The sequence below is a fragment of the Aminicella lysinilytica genome, assembly GCF_004362975.1.
In the GTDB taxonomy this organism is placed as follows: domain Bacteria; phylum Bacillota; class Clostridia; order Peptostreptococcales; family Anaerovoracaceae; genus Aminicella; species Aminicella lysinilytica.
Window position 1 is genome coordinate 1 of the sequence record NZ_SNXO01000006.1, and the last position, 25,744, is coordinate 25,744.

23 protein-coding genes are annotated in these 25,744 nt (G+C 42.0%); 22 read left to right on the plus strand and 1 reads right to left on the minus strand.

Translation table 11 applies throughout. From position 1 onward, the window contains the following. Window positions 1-117 precede the first annotated feature (117 nt). The 22 genes from EV211_RS02425 to EV211_RS02530 all read left to right on the plus strand — a co-directional run bounded on the left by EV211_RS02425 (window position 118) and on the right by EV211_RS02530 (window position 24,978). The gene (locus tag EV211_RS02425) at window positions 118-1,143 is read left to right on the plus strand and encodes a phage portal protein (protein ID WP_133527845.1); all 1,026 of its coding nucleotides are present in this window, start codon (window positions 118-120) and stop codon (window positions 1,141-1,143) included. Between the two features lie 1,083 nt (window positions 1,144-2,226). Continuing rightward, window positions 2,227-2,565, plus strand: a complete 339-nt coding sequence (locus EV211_RS02430) for a hypothetical protein (RefSeq protein WP_133527846.1) — start codon at window positions 2,227-2,229, stop codon at window positions 2,563-2,565. A gap of 11 nt (window positions 2,566-2,576) precedes the next feature. Beyond that, on the plus strand, window positions 2,577-3,764 hold the full coding sequence (locus EV211_RS02435; protein ID WP_133527847.1) for an Ig-like domain-containing protein: 1,188 nt from the start codon (window positions 2,577-2,579) through the stop codon (window positions 3,762-3,764). 234 nt (window positions 3,765-3,998) lie between these two features. Next, a complete protein-coding gene (locus EV211_RS02440; RefSeq protein ID WP_330564512.1) occupies window positions 3,999-4,235 on the plus strand; it encodes a DUF896 domain-containing protein in 237 nt (78 codons plus the stop codon). 110 nt (window positions 4,236-4,345) lie between these two features. Beyond that, a complete protein-coding gene (gene nifS / locus EV211_RS02445) occupies window positions 4,346-5,530 on the plus strand; it encodes a cysteine desulfurase NifS (protein WP_133527848.1) in 1,185 nt (394 codons plus the stop codon). Window positions 5,531-5,532: 2 nt separating this feature from the next. Continuing rightward, window positions 5,533-5,973, plus strand: coding sequence for a Fe-S cluster assembly scaffold protein NifU (gene nifU / locus EV211_RS02450; RefSeq protein WP_133527849.1), 441 nt, complete (start codon window positions 5,533-5,535; stop codon window positions 5,971-5,973). After that, a complete protein-coding gene (gene mnmA, locus EV211_RS02455; protein WP_133527850.1) occupies window positions 5,939-7,045 on the plus strand; it encodes a tRNA 2-thiouridine(34) synthase MnmA in 1,107 nt (368 codons plus the stop codon). The genes nifU and mnmA overlap by 35 nt, the downstream gene beginning before the upstream one ends. A 53-nt stretch (window positions 7,046-7,098) precedes the next feature. Then, window positions 7,099-8,754, plus strand: coding sequence for a phospho-sugar mutase (locus tag EV211_RS02460; RefSeq protein ID WP_133527851.1), 1,656 nt, complete (start codon window positions 7,099-7,101; stop codon window positions 8,752-8,754). Between the two features lie 42 nt (window positions 8,755-8,796). Further along, on the plus strand, window positions 8,797-11,418 hold the full coding sequence (gene alaS / locus EV211_RS02465; RefSeq protein ID WP_133527852.1) for an alanine--tRNA ligase: 2,622 nt from the start codon (window positions 8,797-8,799) through the stop codon (window positions 11,416-11,418). A gap of 27 nt (window positions 11,419-11,445) precedes the next feature. Beyond that, on the plus strand, window positions 11,446-11,694 hold the full coding sequence (locus EV211_RS02470) for an IreB family regulatory phosphoprotein (RefSeq protein WP_133527853.1): 249 nt from the start codon (window positions 11,446-11,448) through the stop codon (window positions 11,692-11,694). Between the two features lie 60 nt (window positions 11,695-11,754). After that, window positions 11,755-12,180 carry a Holliday junction resolvase RuvX gene (gene ruvX, locus EV211_RS02475; RefSeq protein WP_133527854.1) on the plus strand — a complete coding sequence of 142 codons (426 nt, stop codon included), beginning with the start codon at window positions 11,755-11,757 and terminating at the stop codon, window positions 12,178-12,180. A 178-nt stretch (window positions 12,181-12,358) separates the two neighbouring features. Then, on the plus strand, window positions 12,359-12,853 hold the full coding sequence (gene purE / locus EV211_RS02480; RefSeq protein ID WP_133527855.1) for a 5-(carboxyamino)imidazole ribonucleotide mutase: 495 nt from the start codon (window positions 12,359-12,361) through the stop codon (window positions 12,851-12,853). Between the two features lie 9 nt (window positions 12,854-12,862). After that, complete coding sequence (gene purF, locus EV211_RS02485) at window positions 12,863-14,293, plus strand: amidophosphoribosyltransferase (protein ID WP_133527856.1); 1,431 nt, start codon at window positions 12,863-12,865, stop codon at window positions 14,291-14,293. 10 nt (window positions 14,294-14,303) lie between these two features. Then, on the plus strand, window positions 14,304-15,344 hold the full coding sequence (purM, locus tag EV211_RS02490) for a phosphoribosylformylglycinamidine cyclo-ligase (RefSeq protein ID WP_133527857.1): 1,041 nt from the start codon (window positions 14,304-14,306) through the stop codon (window positions 15,342-15,344). Beyond that, window positions 15,338-15,928 (plus strand): phosphoribosylglycinamide formyltransferase, encoded by a 591-nt coding sequence (gene purN / locus EV211_RS02495; RefSeq protein ID WP_133527858.1) that lies wholly within the window; start codon window positions 15,338-15,340, stop codon window positions 15,926-15,928. The genes purM and purN overlap by 7 nt, the downstream gene beginning before the upstream one ends. Continuing rightward, the gene (locus EV211_RS02500; protein WP_243108532.1) at window positions 15,928-16,650 is read left to right on the plus strand and encodes an IMP cyclohydrolase; all 723 of its coding nucleotides are present in this window, start codon (window positions 15,928-15,930) and stop codon (window positions 16,648-16,650) included. Before purN ends, EV211_RS02500 begins: the two co-directional genes overlap by 1 nt. A gap of 15 nt (window positions 16,651-16,665) precedes the next feature. Then, window positions 16,666-17,850, plus strand: a complete 1,185-nt coding sequence (locus EV211_RS02505; protein WP_133527859.1) for a phosphoribosylaminoimidazolecarboxamide formyltransferase — start codon at window positions 16,666-16,668, stop codon at window positions 17,848-17,850. Between the two features lie 19 nt (window positions 17,851-17,869). Further along, window positions 17,870-19,141 (plus strand): phosphoribosylamine--glycine ligase, encoded by a 1,272-nt coding sequence (purD, locus tag EV211_RS02510; protein WP_133527860.1) that lies wholly within the window; start codon window positions 17,870-17,872, stop codon window positions 19,139-19,141. Then, window positions 19,141-22,845, plus strand: a complete 3,705-nt coding sequence (locus tag EV211_RS02515; protein ID WP_133527861.1) for a phosphoribosylformylglycinamidine synthase — start codon at window positions 19,141-19,143, stop codon at window positions 22,843-22,845. The genes purD and EV211_RS02515 overlap by 1 nt, the downstream gene beginning before the upstream one ends. Before the next feature lie 16 nt (window positions 22,846-22,861). Then, entirely contained in the window at window positions 22,862-23,209 is a 348-nt protein-coding gene (locus tag EV211_RS02520) for an Hpt domain-containing protein (protein WP_133527862.1), read from the plus strand. Window positions 23,210-23,233: 24 nt separating this feature from the next. Beyond that, on the plus strand, window positions 23,234-24,532 hold the full coding sequence (locus tag EV211_RS02525) for a phenylacetate--CoA ligase family protein (RefSeq protein WP_133527863.1): 1,299 nt from the start codon (window positions 23,234-23,236) through the stop codon (window positions 24,530-24,532). Between the two features lie 14 nt (window positions 24,533-24,546). Then, a complete protein-coding gene (locus tag EV211_RS02530; protein ID WP_133527864.1) occupies window positions 24,547-24,978 on the plus strand; it encodes an ACT domain-containing protein in 432 nt (143 codons plus the stop codon). A gap of 405 nt (window positions 24,979-25,383) precedes the next feature. Here the strand turns inward: EV211_RS02530 and yneA are convergent, their stop codons facing one another. Beyond that, the gene (yneA, locus tag EV211_RS02535; protein WP_166635342.1) at window positions 25,384-25,683 is read right to left on the minus strand and encodes a cell division suppressor protein YneA; all 300 of its coding nucleotides are present in this window, start codon (window positions 25,681-25,683) and stop codon (window positions 25,384-25,386) included. Window positions 25,684-25,744: the final 61 nt, after the last annotated feature.

Below are 25,744 nucleotides of genomic sequence, written 5' to 3' on the forward strand. Positions count from 1 at the left end.
TAGTTGACAGATACGCTTACTCTGCATACTGGATCGAGACAGGAACTATGAATATGCGAGAATATTACTCACGTAATTCAAAACTATGATGTCAATGTGGGGCCATGAGGAGAACCGGTGGTTTTCTTAAGAGAGTTACTGGAGCGGATCATAGATCCGCTCTGGGGCTCCTACTGTGAAATATTCAATTATCAGATAGCAAAAGATATTTATACTTATGGCAACGCCTATGAGTATGTTTATAAGGATGAAGATGGAGTTGTAAAATCAAAGGGAATCAGACCTGAATACGCTTATCCTATCTATGACGATGGTGGTAAGTACGTTCAATTCGTCGAATATATGATAGACAATTCAAACAACGTTGAATACAAAACTGTATACGATACGGATAAAGTAAGCGAATATGTTAATGGTACGCTTACGGGTGAATACAATAACCCAACGGGTCTGCCGATACATTATACTTGCGGTGACCTAGACAGAAGTGGTTATTTTGGGGCTAGTATTGTTAACGATTTAATGCCTATTATAGACGAGATAGAGGGGTTACTATCTAAAATGAGTGATAGCGTGTCTACTTTATCACTTAACCCATTAGGTGTTAGCGTGGGTGATAGGGTAGATGCAAGTGTTGATAAAGATATTACTGGTGCAGTATTGAACATTGAATCTGGTGGTGAATACAAATGGGCGACTGCTCAACTTGATACGCCAGCGATTAGTGTAATATTAGATAATCTGCTTAATCAATTCTATACGATAGCACAAGTACCTAGTGTATTATACGGACAAAGTAACGTTGCTAATGTTAGTGAGGTTAGTTTGAAGTTACTTTTTAATTGTGCCGATAACTTAGCGAAGAAAACAAGTTATGAACTTTTAAAAGGATTTTATAAGAGGTTAGAATATATTGGTATGTTGGTTAATGATAACTTTAATGATATTGAAATATCATTTAACTATAATAGACCTGCTGATGATAGTAGTATTATATCTGATATTAAAACACAAATGGAGTTGGGTATTATGTCGAGAGAAACTGCTATGAGGGTTTCGCCGTATATAACGGATGTTCAAAGGGAACTTGAAAGGGAGTTAGAGGCGTCTAACCAACAACATACTGGTGTGGTAGGTAATTAAAGGGTAATAGATATACTATATATAGTGGTGGTAAATATTATGGTATACAATATATATGTTATTATCAACCAATAGTAAATATAAAGGTGATAATGGGATAATATTTATATTAGTGATTTCCCGATTACCCTTGAAATACCAACGATTTTAAGACGGAATCACGCCAACCCTGACCGTCACGCCACCCACCACCCACCAACCTAAATATAAAAATCAAAATTCTACAACCGTTGGAATTCCAACGATAGTAAGTAATGGTTGACAATAAATACACTTATTATTATTAGGGTGACAATCAAACCCAAATACTAAATCCCTAATCCGAAAACGATTAGCAGACATTCTAAGGGTAGGATTTAATAGGAATGGGGCTTAAAATGGTATCTATTATCGATTTTAATACGATTAACGATAGATTATACCTTTAACTATTAAGGGCGATAATAGGGCGTGTGTGTGTTGATTTGATTGCAAGTATTTACTTGATTATCTAAACCTATTCCAATTACTTGAATCTGATAAATCAAAAACGATCGTTGTGATTTTTAGAATAGTGGCTATAATAAACCATTATAACCACTATTAGTATTGGTCTGGGTAGTAGAATAGGTGGTGTCTATACACGAATCGTGCATATATATAAGGAATAACAGGGCAATTTTACTTTAATATTGGCTTGTATAATAGATTTATATAAGTATTTTACTATGCAAATTGCTTGTATATATTGAAATACCAACGATTTATGGGTATTATATACATTTCCCAAAAGAACGATTTTGGGAATAGTTCAAAATTGGCGTGAATAATCAATGTTGAAGAGGGTCTGATTAGATGGGATATTTGGGCTATAATTATTTGTGTTTAATACTAAATTAGTATGGTATTTTTAGTGTTAGTACACAAATTAGTGTTAAAAAAGGGGTCAAAATCGCTGTAACCGTTGGAATTTCAACGTTTGTGGCACCCCAAAACCCAAAAAACCGCTTTAGCAGACCCATTTTTTTCCCACATCAAAAAATTGAAAACCAACCCTAACCATTGAAAAATTAGGGTTTACAAGATATATAAGGAGATGAAAAAATGACAAATGAAGAAAGATTATTGCTGGAAATGGGCAATAGATTATATTTTAGTCAGGAACAATATGCAGAGTTATTAGCCGAAAACGGCTTAACATCAACGGCTACATTTGAAAAAGATTATTGTATGAAAGCATTATTAGAAACCGTCAAGCAAATATTAGAATCACTATCGAATAATATTGACTATTATATGACTGTTCAGACCGAGTATACTACTCAATCATCGGCATACAACGCCTTACAAGATAGAATCCACCGATTAGATAACAGGATTAATGAACTATCTGCCAATGGTGTAAATGATAGTAACCCTATATGTTACCTCTATCGTAATTAAGGGGGCGTGATATGAGTACACTAAATGAAAGAATGTTTATCACGACACTTGAACGTGAGGGCATAGACATTAAAGTAAACGGTGGTATCGTTAAAGGATTTTTCCGTATTAATAATAGTGGCGAAGGTAAACAATTCGCAACATTATACACGGCTATTGATAAGGTCAATCAGGGCGATTTAGTGTTGATTGACACAATACCACTTATAGCCCAAAAGGTTATCACCGAAGAATCAACGGTATATCAGAAATCAACATTACAGAAATGCAACCAGTTAATTGAAATTATGGTCAAGAATCCACTTGATAATACTAAGGCGACCCTTACATCATTCTATGGTATATCGGATGATATATCCCAATCTTTAAAAATAGATAGCGATATAATCACTTCCCAAAGTTCTTTGCATTTACAGTTGCCGTTAACCAGCCAATCTAAAAATATATTATTAAATGACCGTCTTTATGTCGGCGGTAATCAGATGGCGTGGAAAGTCAATGATATGATAGAGCAGAATGGCGTGATAGAACTACATTTAACCCGTTCTGCCATTGATACGACCTATGACGATACAACAAATGGCATTGCTGACAGGTGGCGTTACGAAACCAAACCATCTATTTATACAACCAATATAACAGAAAGCACCGTTACACTCAATCAGGACGATACCAGCCAATTAACGGTATCAGTATTAAAAGATGGTGTTGCTATGACCGAAACGCCAACTATTAATTGGAGCGTATCAGACACCACCATAGCAAGTGTGGATTCCACTAATACCATTAAGGGGCTTGTAGTTGGTTGTTGTGAAGTAAGTGGGTCGTATAAAGCAACTGATAATGATATAGCGATTGGCGATACAGTTAGTGTTACCGTTAATGCAAAACCCGTTGTGGCAGATATTGTTGTGACACCAGCGTATAACGAAACCAGCGATTATAAATTGAAACAGGGATATAGTGCGGTAACATTTACTTGTAGTATTGATGGCGTAACAAGTCCAGTATGGAATATTACATTAAATAATAATGGTGTGGCAAGTAGTTATTATGAATCTACCATCGATAACGGGCTAGGTACATTTACTTGCAAATGTGTTACAAGAAATGCTAATTTAATTGAGTATGATATTTCGGAATCCACAACAGGTAAAACGGCAAAATATTATGTAAAATTGGCAAGTATGGTGGGTTGATTTTATGGTTAAAATAGTATATAATAATCGAATCAAATATTGCTTTAGAAACCCTATAAATAATTAAATGTTTTTATTGGTTGGGTAGGTAAAAATCGTTGAAATTTCAACATTTTCCTTTTGATATTTTTCCAAATACAGTGAATTTATCGGATTGCTGGCATGGAAGATCGGTATTGAAAGGTCAGGCAAGTTTTGATATAATGTACCTTGCTTGCAAGGGAGAATTATTATATGATTACAAAAGAAAAAATTAACAGAATAAACCAGCTATCCAGAAAGTCGAAAACCTCGGGTTTAACTGAAGATGAAAAGGCTGAGCAACAACTTTTGCGCAGGGAATACATAGATTCCTTCAAGGCGAATCTGAAAGCTCAGTTGGATCAGATCGAGATAGTTGAAGGCATCGAAAAAGAAGAAGGCCGAGATAAGAATGACTACGTTGTAGAGATAGAAGATGAATTAAGTTAAATGCAATGAAAAAGGGGAGAGTTTTTCAAAAAAACATCCTCTTTTTTTGTTTGAAAACTGCTTAATATGGTATAATCTACAAAGTAAGTTTAGAAAGGGAGTAGAAACATATGAGTCAGACCAGAAGAGTTTATCTCGATTATTCGGCGACTACACCGGTCAAAGAAGAAGTCTTAAAAGAAATGATTCCATATTATACTGAAAAATTCGGCAATCCATCCAGCCTTTATACTATAGGCCTTGAATCTAAGGCGGCCATAGATAAGGCAAGGGCACAGGTAGCCGGTTTGATAAATGCAGATCCTGCGGAAGTTTATTTCACAGGTGGCGGCAGTGAAGCTGATAACTGGACCCTCTTCAGCGTTGCCAACGCAATGAAGACCAAAGGAAAAGGTAATCACATAATCACGAGCAAGATCGAGCACCATGCAGTATTGCATTCCTGCCAGTTCCTTGAGAAAAATGGATTCGAGGTTACATATCTTGATTGTGAGAAAGACGGAACGATAACTCCTGAATCCCTGGAGGCTGCTATCAGACCTGACACGATTCTGGTAAGCATAATGTTTATTAATAATGAGATAGGAACTATAGAACCTGTGGAAGCACTGGCTAAAGTAGCTCATGACCACGGTATTCTGTTCCATACAGATGCAGTTCAGGCATTGGGAAACACACATATAGATGTTAAGAAAATGGGCATAGATATGATGTCAATGTCATCCCATAAGATATATGGACCTAAGGGCGAGGGAGCTCTGTATATGCGTAAAGGTATCAAGATCCCTAGTTTTATCCACGGTGGAGCTCAGGAAATGGGCAAGAGGGCAGGAACTGAAAACCTGCCAGGCATCGTAGGCTTCGGAAAAGCCGCTGAGTTGGCAGGCGAGAATCTTGATAAGCATATCAAACATTGTACAGATATCAGGAATTATCTCCTGGATCAGATAAAGAAGAATATCCCTGATGTGGTTGTGAACGGAAATATGGAACACAGACATCCGGGAAATGCTAATGTAATCTTTGAATATATTGAAGGTGAGTCGATTCTTCTACTGCTGGATAGTTTTGGCATCGCTGTATCTACAGGATCAGCCTGCTCATCTAAATCTTTGAAGCCTTCACATGTATTGGCTGCTATAGGAGTTCCTGATGAGATGATACACGGCACTATAAGGTTCACAGTAGGTGATTTCACCACTAAGGAAGACATTGATTATGTAATAGATTGCCTGACAAAGGTAGTATCAAGATTGAGAGAGATATCCTCAGTCAACAGTAAGAAAGGCTGGTAGAAATGGGATTATATAATGATACAGTAATGGATCACTTCATGAATCCAAGAAATGTAGGAGAAATAGAAGATGCAGACGGTACAGGCGTTTACGGAAGCCCTGTCTGCGGAGATATGATGCAGGTCCAGATAAAAGTTAAGGACGACATAATTACAGATGCTAAATTCAAGACCTTTGGTTGTGGAAGCGCCATTGCTTCATCAAGCATGGCTACAACTATGATCATAGGAAAATCTGTTGAAGATGCTTTGGAAGTAAGCAATAAGAAAATCATCGATGAACTTGGAGGTCTGCCGGCAGTTAAGGTACATTGTTCGGTTCTGGCTGATCACGCAATCAAATCTGCCATATATGATTATGCTCAGAAGAATAATAAGACATATAAGGGACTAGAAGGATTTGATCCAAATGAGGATGATGACGATGAAGGAGCTACGGAATAATAAAGTTGTACTTGGACTGAGTGGCGGAGTGGACAGCACTACCGCCGCTTTGTTGTTGAAGGAAAAGGGCTATGAAGTCATAGGTCTTTTTTTAGATGTGATGGGAGACGGAAGTTCTGACATAGAAGCTGCTGCTAAGGCGGCAGAACAGTTAGACATACCTTTTGTCCATCGAGATGTATCTGACATTTTTGAAAAGGTAGTAATCAGTGATTTTTGCCGGGAATACAGTATTGGGCATACGCCTAACCCTTGCGTCGTATGCAATCCAAACGTAAAATTCAAGACCATTATAGATGTGGCTGATGAATTAGGCGCATATTACATTGCTACAGGTCATTACGCCAGAATAATAAATCGGTATGACAGATATTATGTTCAACAGGCGGCAAGTCTGAGGAAAGATCAGTCATATATGCTATATCGACTAGGGCAGGATATACTATCCAGAATCATATTTCCTTTAGGCAATTTTCAGGACAAGGAAGAAACGAGAAATCTTGCAAAGTCACATAAGCTGTTTTCTGCAGATAAAGCGGATAGCCAGGAAATCTGCTTCATAGAAGATGGAAAGAAAGCTTACGTGGATTTCATAGAAGATCGCGGTTTTCATTGCGAACAGGGAGATTTTATATACAGTGACGGCAGTGTCATCGGCAAACACAAAGGCCTGCTTTATTATACCGTTGGCCAGCGTAAAGGCCTGGGCCTGAACCTGGGCAAGTCAGCCTTTGTTACAAAGATTGACCCAGCCGGAAATACTATCACCTTAGGCAGCAATAAAGACCTGTTCAAGGAAAATGTCGTATCCCACAGCAATTTCTTTGTTGCAGATTCTACAGAAAGAATACCTGAGACCGTTGATAATGATTGCCTGCTGGCTAAGATACGCTATGGAGCCGGTCTTTCACCGTGCACATTGAAGGCTGGAGACAATGGCAGAGTCATAGCAACTTTTGATATAGCACAACGCGCAGCAACACCCGGCCAGTCCATAGTATTCTACGCTAAGGACAGCGAAGAGGAAAGCGCCTACGTAATAGGCGGCGGACTTATAGAAAGTGATTACTAAATCCTCACATTATGGATATATAATTACTATAATAGATGTGATAGAATAACGATATGGATATTAATGAAATAAAAGCAATAGCGACAACTGAATATGAAAGATGGCTGCTCAACACTATGGGCGATGATGAGGCTCAGAAGCAGCTTGAGGCACTAGGTGGAAATCAGGAGGAAGTATTAGATTCTTTTTATACCCACCTTTCTTTTGGTACATCGGGCATGCGCGGCCTTATGGGCCTTGGTACTAACAGGATCAACGGTTATGTAGTCAGAAGGGCTACCCAGGGCGTGGCAAATTACCTGAACAAAAGGTACTCTGCGCCGTCTGTTGTCATATCCTATGACAGCAGAAAAAACTCTGAGTTTTATGCTAAGGAGACTGCGGCCGTGTTACATGGTAACGGTATCAAGACTTACCTATTCCCGGAGATAACACCGGTTTCGGTACTTTCCTATTCCATATCATATTTGAAATGTCATATGGGAATAATGGTGACAGCCAGTCATAACTCTAAAGATTACAACGGATATAAAGTATATAATAAATATGGATATCAGATAGTGGGCCATGAGCCGGATCTTATTCTGGATGAAATAGAATCGCTGGATTATTTCGATGGCATCAATTATGACCCAAGCGGAGTGATTACCGTTAATAATAAAGTCGGCAAGAGCTTTGTTAAGCAAATAGTTTCAATGACCACAAAGCTGGAACATGACACTCTCAATGATCTGAAAGTGATATACACGCCACTTAACGGGGCGGGACGTAAATATGTGAAAGACGTTTTCAAAGGCATAGGCTTTGAAAATTACGATATAGTGAAGGTGCAGGAATACCCGGACGAAAAATTTTCTACCTGCCCGGCACCAAATCCAGAGAGGATACTGGCCTATGACCAGGCATTCAAATATCTGGATTCTGAAGGCGGAGACATTATTATTGCTACGGATCCTGACTCGGACAGAATAGGAACTGCCATATACCACGACGGCATGCGCACGCTTCTGACAGGAAATCAACTGGGGATATTGATATTGGATTACCTTTGTCATATGAGGCCTCCTGAGGCTGGTCAGATAATGGTCAACAGCATCGTATCTTCGCCCCTTGCAGGGAAAATTGCCCGCGATAATGGACTGAGAGTAGTAAACACATTGACAGGCTTCAAGTATATAGGAGAAATCATATCGGATCTTAAATCTGAAAATGATGAAAATAAATACTATTACGGTTTCGAAGAAAGCAACGGGTATCTCATATCGCCATTCATCTGTGATAAAGACGGCGTAAGCGGCGTTATGATCACATTAGAAATGGCAGCTTATCATAAATCCCATGGAAAAGATATGATAGACAGATTGAACGAACTCTACGATAAATATGGAGTCTGCGTAGATAAGACCAGAAATTACTTCTTCAACGGCGCGGAGGGCGCCGATAAAATGAATAGGATCATGGCTTATTTCAGAGACGAAGTCAATGATTCGATCGGTGGTTTGAAAATAGTAGATAAAATCGATTACAATGAAAATACGGGCCTTCCAAAGGCGGATGTGATACAGTTTGACCTGGAGAAGGGCAGTACTCTTATAATCAGGCCTTCAGGGACAGAATCAAAACTGAAGATATATTCATTCGAGGCCACTGACATTACCCCTGTGGAGAAGGATATAATAAGTATAATTGAAAAATTCAAGGGTTTATAGTATAATAAATCATTGTTGTAATTTTGGAGGAAGATATTATATATGGAAAAGCTAGGCTTAAATGAAATAAGGAAGATGTTCAGGGATTTTTATGTTAGTAAGGATCATTATCCCGGAAAGAGCGCTTCACTTATACCTAAGAACGATAAATCTCTTTTGATAATAAACTCTGGAATGGCTCCTTTGAAGAACTATTTCTCCGGAGCAGAAGTGCCACCGGCTAAGAGAATGACTACCTGTCAGAAATGTATAAGAACGGGTGATATAGATAATGTTGGACTCACTTCCAGACACGGCACGTTCTTTGAGATGCTGGGCAATTTCTCTTTTGGTGATTATTTCAAGGAAAAGTCACTTACCTGGGGCTGGGAATTCCTGACCGAATACCTGAAAATGCCAGCGGATAAGATCTGGGCAACTATATACCTGGATGATGATGAAGCATATAGAATATGGCATGATGTCATAGGTCTTCCTGACGACAGGATCGTACGTCTCGGCAAAGAAGATAATTTCTGGGAAATAGGTCTGGGACCTTGCGGTCCTGACTCTGAGATATTTTTCGACAGAGGTCCTGAATATGGCTGTGGTAAGCCGGATTGCAGACCCGGATGCGAATGTGACAGATATATCGAGATATGGAATCATGTATTCACGCAGTTCTCTAAAGAAGAAGATGGATCCTACACTGATCTTGCTCATCCTAACATAGATACAGGCATGGGACTTGAAAGAATGGCCTGCGTAATGCAGGATGTAGATTCTATTTTTGATGTAGATACTATCAGATACATTCTTAACGGCGTAGTAGACCTATGTGGCAAAGAATATGAGGCGGGGGACGCTAAGGCAGACGTTTCCATGAGAATAATCACGGATCATATGCGTTCTATGGTGTTCATGATATCAGACGGCATCATACCGTCAAACGAAGGCAGAGGCTATGTTTTGCGCAGACTCATAAGACGAGCAGCCAGACACGGCCGTATCCTCGGAATTGAAGGTAATTTCCTGCAGGGACTTGCTGATAGAGTCATAGAAGTATCCAAAGAGGCATATCCTGAACTTTTGGAAAAACAGGATTATATCAAGAAGATAATATCCCTTGAGGAATGTAAATTTGCTACTACTTTGGATCAGGGATGCTCTATAATAACTGAATGCATCGATGATATGAAGAAGGAAAATAAGACCGTACTCAGTGGAGATAAGGCATTCAAGCTTTACGACACTTATGGATTCCCGCTGGAACTTACTGAGGAGATCCTTGAGGAAAATAATATGACAGCTGATGTGGAAGGTTTCGATGAAAACATGAAGCAGCAGAAGGAAACAGCCAGAGCCGGCAGGAAATCTACAGACGAGGAAGCATGGAAAGATGCCGACATAGTTGTAGATGTTCCAGAGACTGAATTCACCGGATACAATGATTTGGTGGATCAGTGTAAGGTCCTTAAATTATATAAAGAAGGTGAGGAAGCTGAGTTCGCCAGTGCAGGGGAGAATGTGATAGTCTACCTTGACAAAACGCCTTTCTATGCTGAAGGCGGCGGTCAGGTTTCTGATAACGGATTTATGTCAACCGAAGAGGGCAAGGTACAGATTTTGTCCGTGTCCAAGACACAGGGAATATATGCCCACAAGGGCACGGTAGTTGAAGGCAGTATCAACTGTGGAGAAACTGTAGAATGCCATGTGAATGTAGTAAAGAGGAATAAGACAGCCAGAAACCATACAGCTACGCATCTTTTACAGAAGGCATTGCGAGAAGTACTTGGTAATCATGTAGAGCAGGCTGGTTCCTACGTCAATGAGAAGGAACTGAGATTTGATTTCACTCACTTCGAAGCTGTTTCTAAGGAAGATTTAATAAAGGTCGAGAATATCGTAAATGAAAAAATCTGCGAGTTCTTACCGGTCAATACGGTAGAAACTTCCATGAAAGAAGCTCAGACTATGGGTGCTATGGCTCTATTTGGAGAAAAGTACGGCGATAAGGTCCGCGTAGTAAATTGCGGCGAATGGAGCAAGGAACTGTGTGGAGGCACACACGTCGCTAATATCGGGCAGATCGGTTCTATGAAGATAGTTTCTGAAACCGGTGTGGCATCTGGTGTTCGAAGAATCGTAGCTTATACGGGCACCGGTGTGCTGGATGCGGCTAAGAAAGCAGAGAATACTATAGAAGAGGTCGCTCAGATAGTAAAGGCAAGTCCTAATGTAATAGTAACCAGGGCTGCAGGCCTTATGGACGAGTTGAAGGAATCCAGAAAAGAATTAGATGACATGAAGAAAGATGCTATCGGTTCTGAACTAGATGATATAGTATCGGCAGCTGAGAACATAGGCGATATCAAATTAATAACTAAAGAATTCAAGGATATGAAAATAGAAGATCTGAGGAGCTTGTCTGATGAAATAAAGGCGAAGAATCAGAGTACTGTAATGGTATTTGCAACTGTAAGCGGAGGCAAGGTAACTATGCTTGTTTCTGTAACAGATGATCTGCTTGATAAAGGCTATCACGCAGGAAATATGATCAAGAAAATAGCTCCGGCTGTGAAAGGCGGAGGTGGAGGTAAAGCTGATATGGCTCAAGCCGGCGGTAAGGATCCTTCAGGAATTTCTAACGCATTTAAGGTTGCAGAAGAGTTGTTATCATAGTATAATAGGTTCAAAGGAGGTCGTAACATGGATAATAAGAAGACTATAATGTTTGATGCTACTAAAACACAGCAAAGAACAACTAAGGAGATCCTCGAGACAGTTTATGATGCCCTGGAGGAAAGAGGTTACAACGGTATCGATCAGATGGTCGGCTACATTTTGTCAGGCGACCCTTCGTACATTACCAGTCATAACAATGCGCGACTTATGATAAGCCGCATAGACAGAGATGATCTGGTTGAAGAGATACTGAAAGAGTATCTGAAAAAATAACGTCTTGAAGACGGCAGGTTATTATGTTAGCTTGCCGTTTTTTTATTATGAGGTAGGAAAATGAGAAAAATCGGACTTGATGTAGGTGATAGGACCGTCGGAATAGCTGTCAGTGACCCTCTTGGCATAACAGCCCAGGGAGTCACTACTTTAGATAGAGTAGGCATACGTAAGGATACTGGTAAAGTCCTGGATCTGGTCAGAGAATACGATTGCGATGGCATAGTAATAGGACTTCCTCTCAGTATGAATGGAACAGACAGCGAACAGACAGGAAAGGTACGTGAATTCGGCACTATGCTTGAGAATAAAATGCGCAGTACAGCCATGAAAGGCATAGAAATCATATGGCAGGATGAAAGACTAACTACCGTACAGGCAGAGCGAGTACTTGTCGAGGCAGATGTGAGCAGAAAAAAACGTAAACAAGTCATAGATAAGCAGGCTGCAGTATTAATTTTACAGTCATATCTTGATGCCCATTGATTACGAACTATAATACCATAACGCCATAATATAGTTCGCGATTTCACCTGATTTATCAATAAATCGTAAAGAATTCTTGCATTTATTCTACTTTTTGCTGAACGAATGTTGAAGACAAAAAGTATCTATGATAAAGTTGTCTATAGATACTTTTGGTTTATTTGGAGGTTAGATACATATGAAAAAAGTTGGAATAATAATGGGCAGCGACAGCGATCTGCCAGTAGTTGAGAAAGCAATCAATGCATTGGAAGAATTAGGTGTGCCGTATGAGGTACATGTCTATTCGGCCCATAGAACTCCTGCAGAAGCTAAAGACTTTTCTGCAAACGCAAGAGAAAGAGGCTTCGGAGTAATTATTGCGGCAGCAGGAAAGGCAGCCCATCTTGCCGGTGCTTTAGCAGCCAACACGACTTTGCCTGTAATAGGCGTACCTGTAAAATCGTCAACGTTAGACGGTTTGGATGCACTGCTATCTACAGTTCAGATGCCCGGCGGAATACCTGTAGCAACTGTGGCCATAGATGGAGCACAGAACGCAGGGCTTTTGGCTGCCCAGATGATAGCTATAGAAGACGCAGAACTCGCAGCTAAATTAGATGCCCAGAGAAAGGCAGCAGCAGATAAAGTCCTTTCGAAAAATAAAGCAGTTGAAGATAAGTTTAATAAATAGGAGAGACAAATGAGCGGTTTAAGAGAGGAATGCGGCGTATTCGGCGTATTCGGTACAGAAACACAGGATGTGGCCAGCACTACATATTACGGGCTCTTTGCCTTACAGCACAGAGGTCAGGAAAGTTGCGGCATAGTTGTCAATGATGACGGTATCTTTAACAGTTACAAGGATACGGGATTGGTAAACGATGTTTTCACACAACAGAATATCGAAGATCTGGGACAGGGACAGATGGCTGTAGGTCATGTGCGTTACGGTACTACAGGCCATAATGACAGGCTGAATTCCCAACCTATACTAGTAAATCATCATAAAGGGCGCATGGCTCTTGCCCACAACGGAAATCTTGTAAATTCATATGAATTGCGTCATGACCTTGAAATGGAAGGATCGATTTTCCATACTACCAGTGATACGGAAGTGATCTCATATATCATTACTAAAGAACGCATACACAGCGATTCTATAGAAGAAGCCGTCAATAAAGCTATGAATAAACTTCAGGGAGCGTATTCCCTGGTGATCATGTCACCGTCCAAACTCATAGCAGTCCGAGACGAGTATGGTTACAGACCTCTTTGTTACGGTCAGAGAGATGACGGAACTTACATAGTAGCTTCAGAAACCTGCGCCTTAGACGCAGTCGGAGCTAAATATATAAGAGATATAGAACCTGGAGAAATAGTAATATTCGATGCTGACGGCGTCAGGAATATAGATGACCATTGCAATAAAAAACCACATCAGATATGCATTTTCGAGTATTTATACTTTGCAAGACCTGATTCTGTAATCGAGGGAAAGAGCGTGCACGGTGCCAGAGTCAAGGCCGGAGCATGTCTGGCTATGGAGCATCCTGTTCAGGCTGACGTTGTAGTCGGAGTTCCTGATTCTGGTCTTGATGCCGCTATAGGCTACGCAAGACAATCGGGCATACCTTACGGAATAGGCTTCATTAAGAACAAATACATCGGCCGTACATTTATCGCGCCGGGACAAAAGGTCAGAGAGGACAAAGTCAGAATCAAACTGAATGTACTTGCTGACACAGTCAGAGGCAAGAGGGTAGTCCTGGTAGATGACTCTATCGTTCGCGGCACTACCTGCGCCAGAATAGTAAGGTTGCTGAGAGAAGCCGGTGCCACAGAAGTCCATATGAGATCGTCAGCACCTCCTTTTACGAATCCATGCTATTATGGAACTGACATCGATTCTAAGGAAAATCTCATTGCCTGCAAATATCCTCTAGAGCAGATAGCAGAGGTCATTGGCGTAGACAGTATGGGATATTTGGATATAAATCATTTGAATATGCTGATCGGCAATAAGCCGGGAGAAGGCTTCTGTGACGGTTGCTTCAGCGGAAATTACGCTACGGCCATACCAACAGAAGGCGAGAAAGACAGATTCGAAAAGAAAATCAGTGAGAAAGAGTAAGGAGAGAAAAATGGCTAAGAGTTTCAGTGAAAGTTATAAGGATGCCGGCGTTGATATCACAGCCGGATACAAGTCGGTAGAACTTATGAAAAAGCACATTGCCAAGACCATGGCTTTCGGCGACACGTCGGACCTTGGGGGCTTCGGCGGGCTGTTCCATCTTGATATGAAGGGCATCAACGAACCTGTCCTGGTAAGCGGCACAGACGGCGTAGGAACTAAGTTAAAGCTGGCTTTTCTCATGGACAAAAATGACACTGTAGGCATCGACTGCGTTGCCATGTGTGTGAACGACATCATTTGCGTAGGAGCTAAACCTTTGTTCTTCCTGGACTATATAGCCTGCGGTAAGAACTATCCTGACAAAATCGCTCAGATAGTAAGCGGCGTAGCAGAGGGTTGTGTTCAGTCCGAATCAGCTCTCATTGGAGGCGAAACAGCAGAAATGCCAGGATTTTATCCTATAGATGAATACGACCTGGCTGGCTTCGCTGTTGGAGTCGTTGATAAATCCCGGGTTTTGAACAAAGAAAACATCAAGGCCGGCGATGTACTCATCGGTCTTCCTTCATCTGGCATTCATTCCAATGGATTCTCTCTCGTAAGGAAGGTATTCGATGTGGAAAACGCAGACCTCAGTGAGAAATATCCTGAACTAGGTGGAAAGTCTATTGGAGAAACACTTCTGACGCCGACTAAAATATATGTAAAACCAATGCTGAAGCTGTTCGACGCAGTAACAGTCAAGTCTGTCGCACACATTACAGGAGGTGGCTTCTATGAAAACATACCAAGGAGCCTTCCAAAGGGTATGGGCGTTAAAATCGAAAGAAGCGCTATCAGAGTGCTTCCGATATTCGATTTGCTGGCAGCTAAGGGCAACATACCTGAAAGAGATATGTTCAACACTTATAACATGGGCGTAGGAATGACATGCATAGTAGCACCGGAAGATGCCGAGAAAGCTTTGGCTACACTTCATGAGGCAGGGGAGGATGCATATATCCTCGGTGAAACCGTAGAATCAGAAGAGGGTGTAGTAATATGCTAGGTTCCAAAACCAAAATAGCAGTAATGGTTTCCGGTGGCGGTACTAACCTTCAGGCTTTGATAGACGCTGAAAAAAGCGGTATTATCAAAAGCGGTGAGATCGTCATGGTAGCATCAAATAAAAGCGATGCTTATGCTTTAACAAGGGCTGAACAGAATGGCATTGAAGCTGTGATCATGACAGGTGAATCCGATATTCTGAATATTTTCAGAGAAAAGGGCATAGAACTCATAGTTCTGGCCGGATTTCTGAAAATACTGAGCCCGGAATTCATAAACGAATACAGAAGCAGGATCATCAATATCCATCCTGCACTGATACCTTCCTTTTGTGGGGACGGCTGCTACGGACTCCATGTCCACGAGAAAGCCCTGGCCTACGGAGTCAAGGTGACAGGCGCCACTGTACATTTTGTTAATGAGGTAACCGACGGCGGAGAAATAATAGCACAGAAAGCCGTAGATGTAATGGACGGGGACACTCCTGAAATACTTCAGAAGAGAGTAATGACCCAGGCAGAATGGATACTGCTTCCGCAGGCCACAGAGAAAATATCCTATGAAATCATGAAAGGAATCAGATAATGGACGTATATGAAACTAAACCTATGAAGGAATATCTGTCCGGAAACCCTTATGTGGGCCGCGGACTGGTGATCGGCCGCAGTGAGGACGGTGAAAAGGCGGCTATAGCATATTTTATCATGGGCAGGTCGGAAAACAGCAGAAACAGAGTATTTGTGGAGCAGGAGGATGATCTGATGATCAAGCCATTCGACGAATCTAAAGTCGAGGATCCTTCACTGATAATATATTATCCGATAAGGAAGATCGATCATGAGATCATAGTGACAAACGGCGATCAGACTGATACCATTGAGAGATACAGAATCGAGGGAGGAAGTTTCGAGGATGCTCTTATGACGAGAGAATTCGAACCTGACGGCCCTAACTGGACTCCGAGAATAAGCGGCGTCCTGAATTTCGAAGAAAAAGATGGCTTCAGATATAAAATCAGCATATTAAAGAGCCTTGATGCAGAAGGCAGTCAATGCAGCAGGTATTTCTTTAATTACAACGCCAAGGCGGGCCTGGGGCATTTCATCCACACATATATCACTGACGGCGATCCCATACCTACTTTCATGGGTGAGCCAGAAAGGGTACTGATACCTGACAGTATAGATGATTTCACTGATGAAATATGGAATAATCTCGATAAAGACAATAAGATATCTTTATATACGAGATATGTAGACATAGCAACAGGAAAGGCGGAAAATCGCCTGATCAATAAGAACAAATAAGCTAGGAGGGCTTCCATGAAAGAATTCCAATTAAAATACGGATGTAACCCAAATCAGAAACCGGCCAGGATATTTATGGACGATGGAACAGATCTTCCTGTTGAGATACTCAACGGCAAGCCTGGATACATTAACTTCCTGGATGCATTCAACAGCTGGCAGCTTGTAAAGGAACTGAAAGACTGCCTTGGAATGCCGGCAGCAGCGTCATTCAAGCATGTCAGTCCTACATCGGCCGCAGTAGGCGTCAGGATGGGCGATAAACTGAAAAGAGCGTGTTTTGTTGACGATATAGAGGGACTTGACGACTCGCCCATAGCCACAGCCTACGCAAGAGCCAGAGGCACCGACAGAATGTCATCCTTTGGAGATTTTGCCGCTCTCAGCGACATCTGCGACGCTACAACGGCTACACTGCTGAAAAGGGAAGTATCTGACGGCATCATAGCTCCGGGATACACTGATGAAGCCCTGGAAATACTCAGGACCAAGAAAAAGGGCAATTACAATATAATCAAGATAGATCCTGATTATGTACCTGCCGTGAAAGAGCATAAGCAAGTTTTCGGCGTCACATTCGAACAGGGCAGAAACAACTACTCTGTGACAACTGATGACTTTACCAATATAGTAACTGATAATAAAACTCTGACTGAAGAAGCTAAACGCGACATGGTCATAGCCCTGATCACATTGAAATATACGCAATCCAACTCAGTAGCCTTTGTTCAGGATGGGCAGGCCATAGGCGTAGGTGCCGGCCAGCAATCCAGAATCCACTGCACTAGACTTGCAGGTGACAAGGCTGATTTCTGGCACCTGAGACAGGCCGATAAAGTTCTGGACCTTCCTTTCAAAGAGGATATCAGAAGACCTGAGAGGGATAACGCCATAGATTCATATCTGGGCACAGAGCCAGAAGAAATACTTAGGGATGGCGCATGGGAGAATTTATTCACAAGGAAACCCGAACCGTTTACTAAGGTAGAACAGAAAGAATATCTGAAGACTATAACAGGCGTAGCTCTTGGAAGCGATGCCTTTTTCCCGTTTGGTGACAACATAGAAAGAGCCGCAAGAAGCGGCGTAACTTATATAGCAGAGCCGGGAGGTTCAGTGCGCGACCAGAATGTCATAGATACCTGCAATAAATACAATATGGTAATGGCATTTACAGGTATGCGCCTGTTCCACCACTGATGACAAGGGAGGAATCAATATGAAAGTAATGGTCGTAGGCGGTGGCGGTAGAGAGCACGCTATAATCAAAAAGATCAAAGAAAGTCCCAAGGTGGATGAGATTTACGCATTGCCGGGCAATGGCGGTATCGCCGCTGACGCAACCTGTGTAAATATAGGCGCAGAAGATCTCGACGCCATTGTAGATTTCGCAAAAGTAAACAAGATGGATTTTGCCGTAGTTGCTCCTGATGACCCCCTTGTAATGGGTCTGGTGGATATGCTGGAAGACAAGGGGATACCTTGCTTCGGACCCCACAAGGATGCAGCCATAATAGAGGGAAGCAAGGCCTTCGCTAAAGATCTTATGAAGAAATATGGCATTCCTACTGCTCAGTACGAGGTGTTTACTGAAATGGAGCCTGCTCTGAAGTATGTTGAAGACTGCAAGATACCTGTAGTTGTCAAAGCTGACGGTCTTGCCAAGGGGAAAGGCGTCATAATAGCGGAAGATAGAGATACTGCCAGAAATGCCGTAGAATCAATGATGGAAGATAAGATGTTCGGCGACAGCGGCAGTTGCGTGGTCATAGAAGAATTCCTTACAGGCCCAGAGGTCTCAGTTCTGTCATTTACCGACGGAAAGACACTGATACCTATGGTATCCTCTATGGACCATAAAAGGGCTCAGGACGGCGATAAAGGCCTCAATACTGGCGGCATGGGAACCATAGCTCCGAATCCTTATTACACCCAGGAAATTGCAGATCAGTGCGAGGAAGAGATATTCCTGCCTACGATGATAGCCATGAACAGGGAGAACAGAAGCTTTTCCGGCTGCCTGTACTTCGGCCTCATGCTTACGGAAGAAGGACCTAAAGTCATAGAATATAACTGCAGATTCGGAGACCCTGAGACACAGGTTGTCTTGCCGTTACTGGACAGCGACCTTATGGATATATTCCTGCATGTTTCAAGGGGAACACTGTCAAGTGCAAAGGTTTCCTTCGCTAAGGATGCTGCCTGCTGTGTAGTAATGGCAACGAAGGGATACCCGGGGTCATATGGCAAGGGTTATCCTATAAGCATACCTGAGGATGTGAAAAATGTATATGTCGCAGGAGCTACCGTCGAAGCTGACGGTTCACTGCGTTCCAACGGCGGCAGGGTCTTGGGAGTAACTGAACGCGGCAGCGATATAAGAGAAGCCATAGATAAAGCCTACAAGTCTGTAGAGAAGATATCATTTGAAGATGGATTCTACAGACACGATATCGGCCAGAAAGCACTAAAAGCAATGGAGGGTAAATAATGGTTTACAGGATTTATGTAGAAAAGAAAGATGAATTTGCCAGCGAAGCTGAATCTCTGAGGAAGGAAATGATCAGTCTGTTCCAGTTGAATGATTTCGACGACCTGAGAATAGTGAATAGATATGATGTTGAAAATCTTCCAGAAAATCTCTTTAAATATGCAGAAACTACTGTATTTTCAGAGCCTCAGGTAGACAACGCATATGATAAACTGAATATCTCCGATTCAGACAAGGTATTTGCTGTAGAGTATTTGCCGGGACAGTTCGATCAGAGAGCTGAGTCAGCAGCAGAGTGCATACAGCTCATTTCTAAAGGCGAGAGACCTGTAGTGAGAACTGCTAAGATTTATATAATGAAAGGTGATCTCAGCCATAAGGATATAGATACTATTAAGAACTACGTTATTAACCCTGTGGAAGCAAGAGAGGCTTCACTGGAAGAGTATGACACTTTAAAGACAGATTACGATATCCCTACAGAAGTCAAGACTCTGGATGGATTCAACAATATGGATGATGAGGCATGCGGCGAATTCATCAAGGAATATGGTCTTGCAATGGATAGGGGAGACCTGGAATTCTGCCAAAACTACTTCAAATCAGAACACAGGGATCCAACTATAACAGAGATCAAGGTAATAGATACTTACTGGTCGGATCACTGTCGCCACACGACTTTCAATACGACTATAGACAGTGTGACATTCGAGGATCCTGAAATACAGAAGACCTATGAAGACTACATCAGAACCCGTGAAAAACTAAACAGGACCAAGCCTGTAACACTTATGGATATAGGTACACTGGCAGCTAAATACTTGAAATCTAAAGGTCTTATGGACAAATTGGATGAGTCAGAGGAAATAAATGCCTGCACTGTAAAAATGGATGTAGACGTTGACGGAAAGACCGAAAAATGGCTCCTTTTGTTCAAGAATGAGACTCATAATCATCCTACTGAAATCGAGCCTTTCGGAGGTGCTGCTACTTGCATAGGCGGAGCCATCAGAGATCCGCTTTCAGGAAGGAGCTATGTCTATGGCGCTATGAGAGTTACCGGCGCAGCAGATCCACTTAAGCCAGTGTCTGAGACTCTGAAAGGAAAACTGCCTCAGCGTAAACTGGTGACCACAGCCGCTGACGGGTACAGTTCCTACGGAAATCAGATAGGACTTGCGACTGGTCAGGTAGACGAACTCTATCATCCAGGCTATGTAGCTAAGAGGATGGAAGTCGGCGCTGTCATAGCGGCAGCCCCTGCAGAAAACGTTCGCAGAGAAAGACCTGTAGACAGCGACATAGTAATCCTTCTCGGTGGAAAGACCGGAAGAGATGGATGTGGCGGAGCTACAGGATCTTCTAAGAAACATACACTTGAATCGCTGAAGACCTGTGGCGCAGAAGTCCAGAAGGGCAACGCCCCAGAGGAAAGGAAACTTCAGCGGCTCTTCAGAAACCCTGAAGCATCTAAAATGATCAAACGCTGCAACGATTTCGGAGCAGGCGGGGTTTCCGTTGCTATCGGAGAACTTGCCGATGGACTGGAAGTAGACTTAAACGCTGTGACCAAGAAATACGAAGGACTGGATGGTACCGAACTGGCAATCAGCGAGTCCCAGGAGAGAATGGCCGTAGTAGTTGCTGCAGAAGATGCAGATGCCTTCTGCAAGCTGGCTGAGGGAGAAAACCTTGAGGCTACTAGAGTCGCAGTTGTTAAGGATGATCCATATCTGAGAGAATACTGGAACGGTAAAGCAATAGTGAATATTTCCAGGGCTTTCTTGGATACCAACGGCGCAGAGAAACACATAAATATTGAAATTCCTAAGCATACAGACTTCAGAAAGGAACACGGCAGTGATTTCCGGAAAGACTATATGGATCTGGCAGGAGATTTGAACGTCTGCTCCAAGAGGGGACTGTCAGAAGAATTCGACTCGACCATAGGTGCAGGCTCTGTTATGATGCCTTTCGGAGGCAAATACCAGAGAACGCCGGTACAGTCAATGGTCGATCTGGTATCCATAGAGAAAAAACATACGGATACATGCTCGCTTATGTCCTGGGGATTCAACCCTATGATATCCAGCGCAAGCCCATATCACGGTGCTTACCTGGCAGTAGTAGAGTCAGTTTCCAAACTTATTGCTACAGGGGCTTCGTTTAAAGACGTATATCTGTCATTCCAGGAATACTTCGAAAAGCCTGGTAATGATGGCAAACGCTGGGCCAAGCCAATGGCAGCGGTTTTAGGTGCTTTCAAAGCACAAAAGGAACTGGGAGTAGCCGCCATCGGTGGCAAAGATTCAATGAGTGGAACCTTTGAGGACATAGATGTCCCGCCGACATTGATATCATTTGCGGTCACAACTGATAAAGCCGATAGGATAATCACTCCTGAATTTAAAGACGTTAACAGTAAATGTATTCTGTTAACTCCTGAATATGATGAAGATGGTTTACCTACAGGTGAGTCACTCAAGAAGATATTCACTACTATGAACTCTATGAATTATAACGGACTCATTAAAGCAGCCTATACGCCGGGATATGGCGGTGTTGCAGAGTCTGTACTGAAAATGTCCATGGGCAACAGAATAGGTTTCAGATATGATGACAAGCTGTCCTTAGATGATATATTTGGATATCATTACGGTGCCTTCGTTATTGAAACAGATAAAAATGTCAATATAGAAGGTAATAATGCTACTTTGCTGGGAGAAACCACAGCCAGAAACACCATGGAGTGGGGCAGCAATGCTTTGCCTATGGAAGAGCTCTACATGGCTTATGAGAATAAACTGGAGCCAGTATATAAATGCAACATCAAGCCGGAACTGAAAAAGCTCGATACTTTCACATTTAACAGTAAGGATAAAGTTCACCCTAAGACTACAATTGCTGTTCCTAAGGTACTGATACCGGTATTTCCGGGCACAAACTGCGAGTACGACTCAGCCAAGGCCTTCAGAGACGCAGGAGCAGACCCAGAGATCTTTGTTATAAACAACCTTTCATCAGAGGCTGTAGCCAAGTCAGTAGAAGAATTTGCGGCTGGCATCAGAAAGTCGCAGATCATATTCATTCCTGGCGGATTCTCAGGAGGAGATGAGCCTGACGGATCCGGCAAATTTATAACAGCTTTCTTCAGAAATGCTGAGATAAAAGAAGCCGTAACAGATCTTCTGGACAACAGAGATGGTCTCATGGCCGGTATTTGCAATGGTTTCCAGGCTTTGGTAAAACTGGGGCTTGTGCCTTATGGTAAAATAGTAGAAACAGATGAAAACAGCGCGACATTGACATTCAATGAAATCAGACGTCATCAATCTAAGATCGTCAGAACTCGAGTGGCTTCCAATAAGTCACCATGGATGTCCAAGGTAAACGCCGGCGATGTTTTCATGGTTCCAATATCTCATGGTGAAGGAAGATTCATCGCACCGGACAGCTTGATCAGAGAACTTGCTGATAATGGTCAGATACTGACTCAGTATGTAGATATGGCCGGGCAGGTTACTTCCGACATCCAATACAATCCTAACGGTTCATATTACGCTATCGAAGGCATAACATCACCAGATGGAAGGGTAATTGGAAAGATGGGACATTCAGAGAGGATAGGTAAAGATCTATATAAGAATGTGCCTGGAATCTATGATATGAAGATATTCGAATCTGCAGTAGAATATTTCAAATAATGTAAGGAGGTAAGTCATGAAGGATGACCTTATGAAAACGTTGAAAGATGCCGGATTTGACACAGAAGGGACTTTGGAAAGATTTGGTGGAAGCGAAGAAATGTACGAAGAATTTTTAGGTACATTTCTTAAGGATAAAACTTTCGAAACTATAAAGCCTGCTTTTGATAAAAACGATAAAGAAGAGGCCCTGAACACTACTCATACTCTGAAGGGAGTGTCTGGGAACCTTGGAATGACAAGGCTGTATAAAGCCTGCTGTAATACAGTCGAACTTATCAGAGCCAATGAATTCGAGAAGGCCAGAGATTCATATGGCGAATTAGAAGCAGCCTATGAAGAAACATGCAATCTTATCAAATAAACAAGAAGGGAAATTAACTAATATATGAACAATTGCTATCAACCGGATATTGAGACTGCGCCTCGCGAACAAATCAAGGCGTGGCAGGATGAAAGACTGGTTCGTACCGTAAAACACGTATACGACCATGTTGAATACTACAGGAACAAAATGAAGGCTATAGGGCTGGAGCCCGGCGATATCAAGTCGACGGAAGATCTCTACAAGCTGCCTTTTATGAGCAAAGATGATCTTAGAGAAGCTTACCCCTATGGTTTGCTGGCAATGCCCCTCAAGGACTGCGTTAGGATACAGTCTACCAGTGGCACTACAGGAAAGAGGGTAGTGGCTTTTTACACGCAGAATGATATAGATATGTGGGACGAATGTTGCGCCAGAGCGCTGGTAGCAGCCGGCGCCACACCGGAAGATGTCGTTCACGTTTCATATGGCTACGGCCTGTTCACTGGTGGAGCTGGATTTAACGGTGGAAGCCATAAATTAGGCTCTCTGACGCTGCCTATGTCATCAGGAAACACTGACAGACAGATACAGTTCATGACAGACCTGCATTCTACAATACTTTGTTGTACGCCTTCATATGCCGCATACCTGACAGAGACCATCTGCGAAAGAGGACTGCAGGACCAGATAAACTTGAAAGCCGGCATATTCGGCGCTGAAGCCTGGAGCGAGGAAATGCGTCACGATATAGAAGATAAACTTGGCATCAAGGCTTACGATATTTACGGCCTGACAGAGATATCAGGACCGGGTGTATCATATGAATGTCAGGAACAAGATGGTATGCATATCAATGAAGATAACTTCATTGCTGAAACTATCGATCCGAAAACAGGGAAACCTGTACCTGACGGTGAAAAAGGGGAGTTGGTATTCACCAGCATTACCAAAGAAGCATTTCCTCTTATCCGTTACAGGACAAAGGATATCTGCATACTCAATAATGAACCGTGCGCCTGTGGAAGGACTTTCAAGAGAATGTCCAAACCTCTGGGCAGAAGCGATGATATGCTCATAGTCAAGGGAGTCAACGTATTCCCAAGCCAGATAGAGACCGTTCTCATGAACGAGGGATATCCGGCCAACTACCTGATTACAGTCACCCGTGAAAACAACAGTGATAAGATCGAACTGCAGGTAGAAATCACCAATGAGATGTTCTCCGATGAACTGTCTGAAGTTTCAAAGAGAGAAAAGAAGCTTGTGAATGCTCTTAAGTCGATGCTCGGCATCTATGTGGACGTGAGACTTGTTGCTCCGAAAACCATAGAACGCAGTGAGGGCAAGGCTAAGAGAGTTATAGACAAGCGGAATATATAGAAAGGTGGTAAATTATGGAAGTTAAACAAATCTCCGTTTTTCTGGAGAATAAACCTGGCATGCTCACTGAATTTGCCAAGATCCTACAGAAAAATGATATCAGTATGAAGGCACTGTGCCTGGCTGAAACGCCTGAATACGGCGTCCTCAGAATAATAGTAGATGACAACTATAAAATTGCCACTGTCTTGAAAGATGAGGGTTATGTATACAGGGTAACACCGGTTTTGGCAGCAGTGATCCCGGATAAACCGGGTAGCCTTGTCAAGATACTTGATGTACTTGCAGCCAATGACATAAACCTAGAATATACATATGCTTTCATAACAAGAGAAAAAGACGAAGCATATATAATTATCCGTGTTCAGGATACAGAGAAAGCCAATAAAGTCTTCAGAGAAGCCGGAATCAAGCTTCTCTCACAGGATGAAATCGATAAAATGTAGTAAAACGAACAGCAATAATTCAAATTAAGACTAAATCCTAAGGGAAAAACAGACACCGTACCTGAATGGGGGAAGAACGATTCCTCGGGTACGGTGTCTTATTCAGAAGACTAAATTATTCCTAAAATCTTAATTTTGGGAAATGTTATTATATACAAATAAAGAACGCACTCAATCTGGCGCTTTTCTGCTGGTATACGTCTGCTCTATATCCTGTAACCGTTGGTATTTCAATACTTGCAAATATTGAGGCTCTAATTTGCGTTTTAAGCGATTTTATTTCCCCTCTTGGTATAATCGGTCGCTGCGAAATCCTGTAAATATTGATAAATACAGGAAAAGCCACCTCTCGGTGACATTTCTCTGCAGTATGATAAAAATTCAATCTCTTGATTGAGACACTGTTTATTGATATACTGGTATTATGATTTTCTGTCCAACGTTCAGATCTTCTGCTGACATATCATTAGCTTCACATATATCGTAAACCACCTGACGGACATCCTTATTATCCGGTTTATATTCTTTAGCAATATTCCAAAGCGTATCTCCGGATTCGATTTCTACACATTGATACTGTGTCATAGATGAACTGCTGGCTATATTATTGCCGGCTATAGTACTGATCCCGGTAAATATGCACAATGCTACTATAACTGCAAATACTGTAAATCTTATTTTAGATGTTATTCTATACTTCTTCATCGCTCTCACCTCTTGGAACATTTGTTCGTACCATTATAATAGCAGAATATATGTTCGCTGT

Excerpts from the sequence above, each read along its gene's own strand:
- EV211_RS02430 (WP_133527846.1), top strand. The coding sequence starts at position 2,227 with ATGACAAATGAAGAAAGATTATTGCTGGAAATGGGCAATAGATTATAT.
- EV211_RS02435 (WP_133527847.1), top strand. The coding sequence starts at position 2,577 with ATGAGTACACTAAATGAAAGAATGTTTATCACGACACTTGAACGTGAG.
- EV211_RS02440 (WP_330564512.1), top strand. The coding sequence starts at position 3,999 with ATGATTACAAAAGAAAAAATTAACAGAATAAACCAGCTATCCAGAAAG.
- nifS (WP_133527848.1), top strand. The coding sequence starts at position 4,346 with ATGAGTCAGACCAGAAGAGTTTATCTCGATTATTCGGCGACTACACCG.
- nifU (WP_133527849.1), top strand. The coding sequence starts at position 5,533 with ATGGGATTATATAATGATACAGTAATGGATCACTTCATGAATCCAAGA.
- mnmA (WP_133527850.1), top strand. The coding sequence starts at position 5,939 with ATGAGGATGATGACGATGAAGGAGCTACGGAATAATAAAGTTGTACTT.
- EV211_RS02460 (WP_133527851.1), top strand. The coding sequence starts at position 7,099 with ATGGATATTAATGAAATAAAAGCAATAGCGACAACTGAATATGAAAGA.
- alaS (WP_133527852.1), top strand. The coding sequence starts at position 8,797 with ATGGAAAAGCTAGGCTTAAATGAAATAAGGAAGATGTTCAGGGATTTT.
- EV211_RS02470 (WP_133527853.1), top strand. The coding sequence starts at position 11,446 with ATGGATAATAAGAAGACTATAATGTTTGATGCTACTAAAACACAGCAA.
- ruvX (WP_133527854.1), top strand. The coding sequence starts at position 11,755 with ATGAGAAAAATCGGACTTGATGTAGGTGATAGGACCGTCGGAATAGCT.
- purE (WP_133527855.1), top strand. The coding sequence starts at position 12,359 with ATGAAAAAAGTTGGAATAATAATGGGCAGCGACAGCGATCTGCCAGTA.
- purF (WP_133527856.1), top strand. The coding sequence starts at position 12,863 with ATGAGCGGTTTAAGAGAGGAATGCGGCGTATTCGGCGTATTCGGTACA.
- purM (WP_133527857.1), top strand. The coding sequence starts at position 14,304 with ATGGCTAAGAGTTTCAGTGAAAGTTATAAGGATGCCGGCGTTGATATC.
- purN (WP_133527858.1), top strand. The coding sequence starts at position 15,338 with ATGCTAGGTTCCAAAACCAAAATAGCAGTAATGGTTTCCGGTGGCGGT.
- EV211_RS02500 (WP_243108532.1), top strand. The coding sequence starts at position 15,928 with ATGGACGTATATGAAACTAAACCTATGAAGGAATATCTGTCCGGAAAC.
- EV211_RS02505 (WP_133527859.1), top strand. The coding sequence starts at position 16,666 with ATGAAAGAATTCCAATTAAAATACGGATGTAACCCAAATCAGAAACCG.
- purD (WP_133527860.1), top strand. The coding sequence starts at position 17,870 with ATGAAAGTAATGGTCGTAGGCGGTGGCGGTAGAGAGCACGCTATAATC.
- EV211_RS02515 (WP_133527861.1), top strand. The coding sequence starts at position 19,141 with ATGGTTTACAGGATTTATGTAGAAAAGAAAGATGAATTTGCCAGCGAA.
- EV211_RS02520 (WP_133527862.1), top strand. The coding sequence starts at position 22,862 with ATGAAGGATGACCTTATGAAAACGTTGAAAGATGCCGGATTTGACACA.
- EV211_RS02525 (WP_133527863.1), top strand. The coding sequence starts at position 23,234 with ATGAACAATTGCTATCAACCGGATATTGAGACTGCGCCTCGCGAACAA.
- EV211_RS02530 (WP_133527864.1), top strand. The coding sequence starts at position 24,547 with ATGGAAGTTAAACAAATCTCCGTTTTTCTGGAGAATAAACCTGGCATG.
- yneA (WP_166635342.1), bottom strand. The coding sequence starts at position 25,683 with ATGAAGAAGTATAGAATAACATCTAAAATAAGATTTACAGTATTTGCA.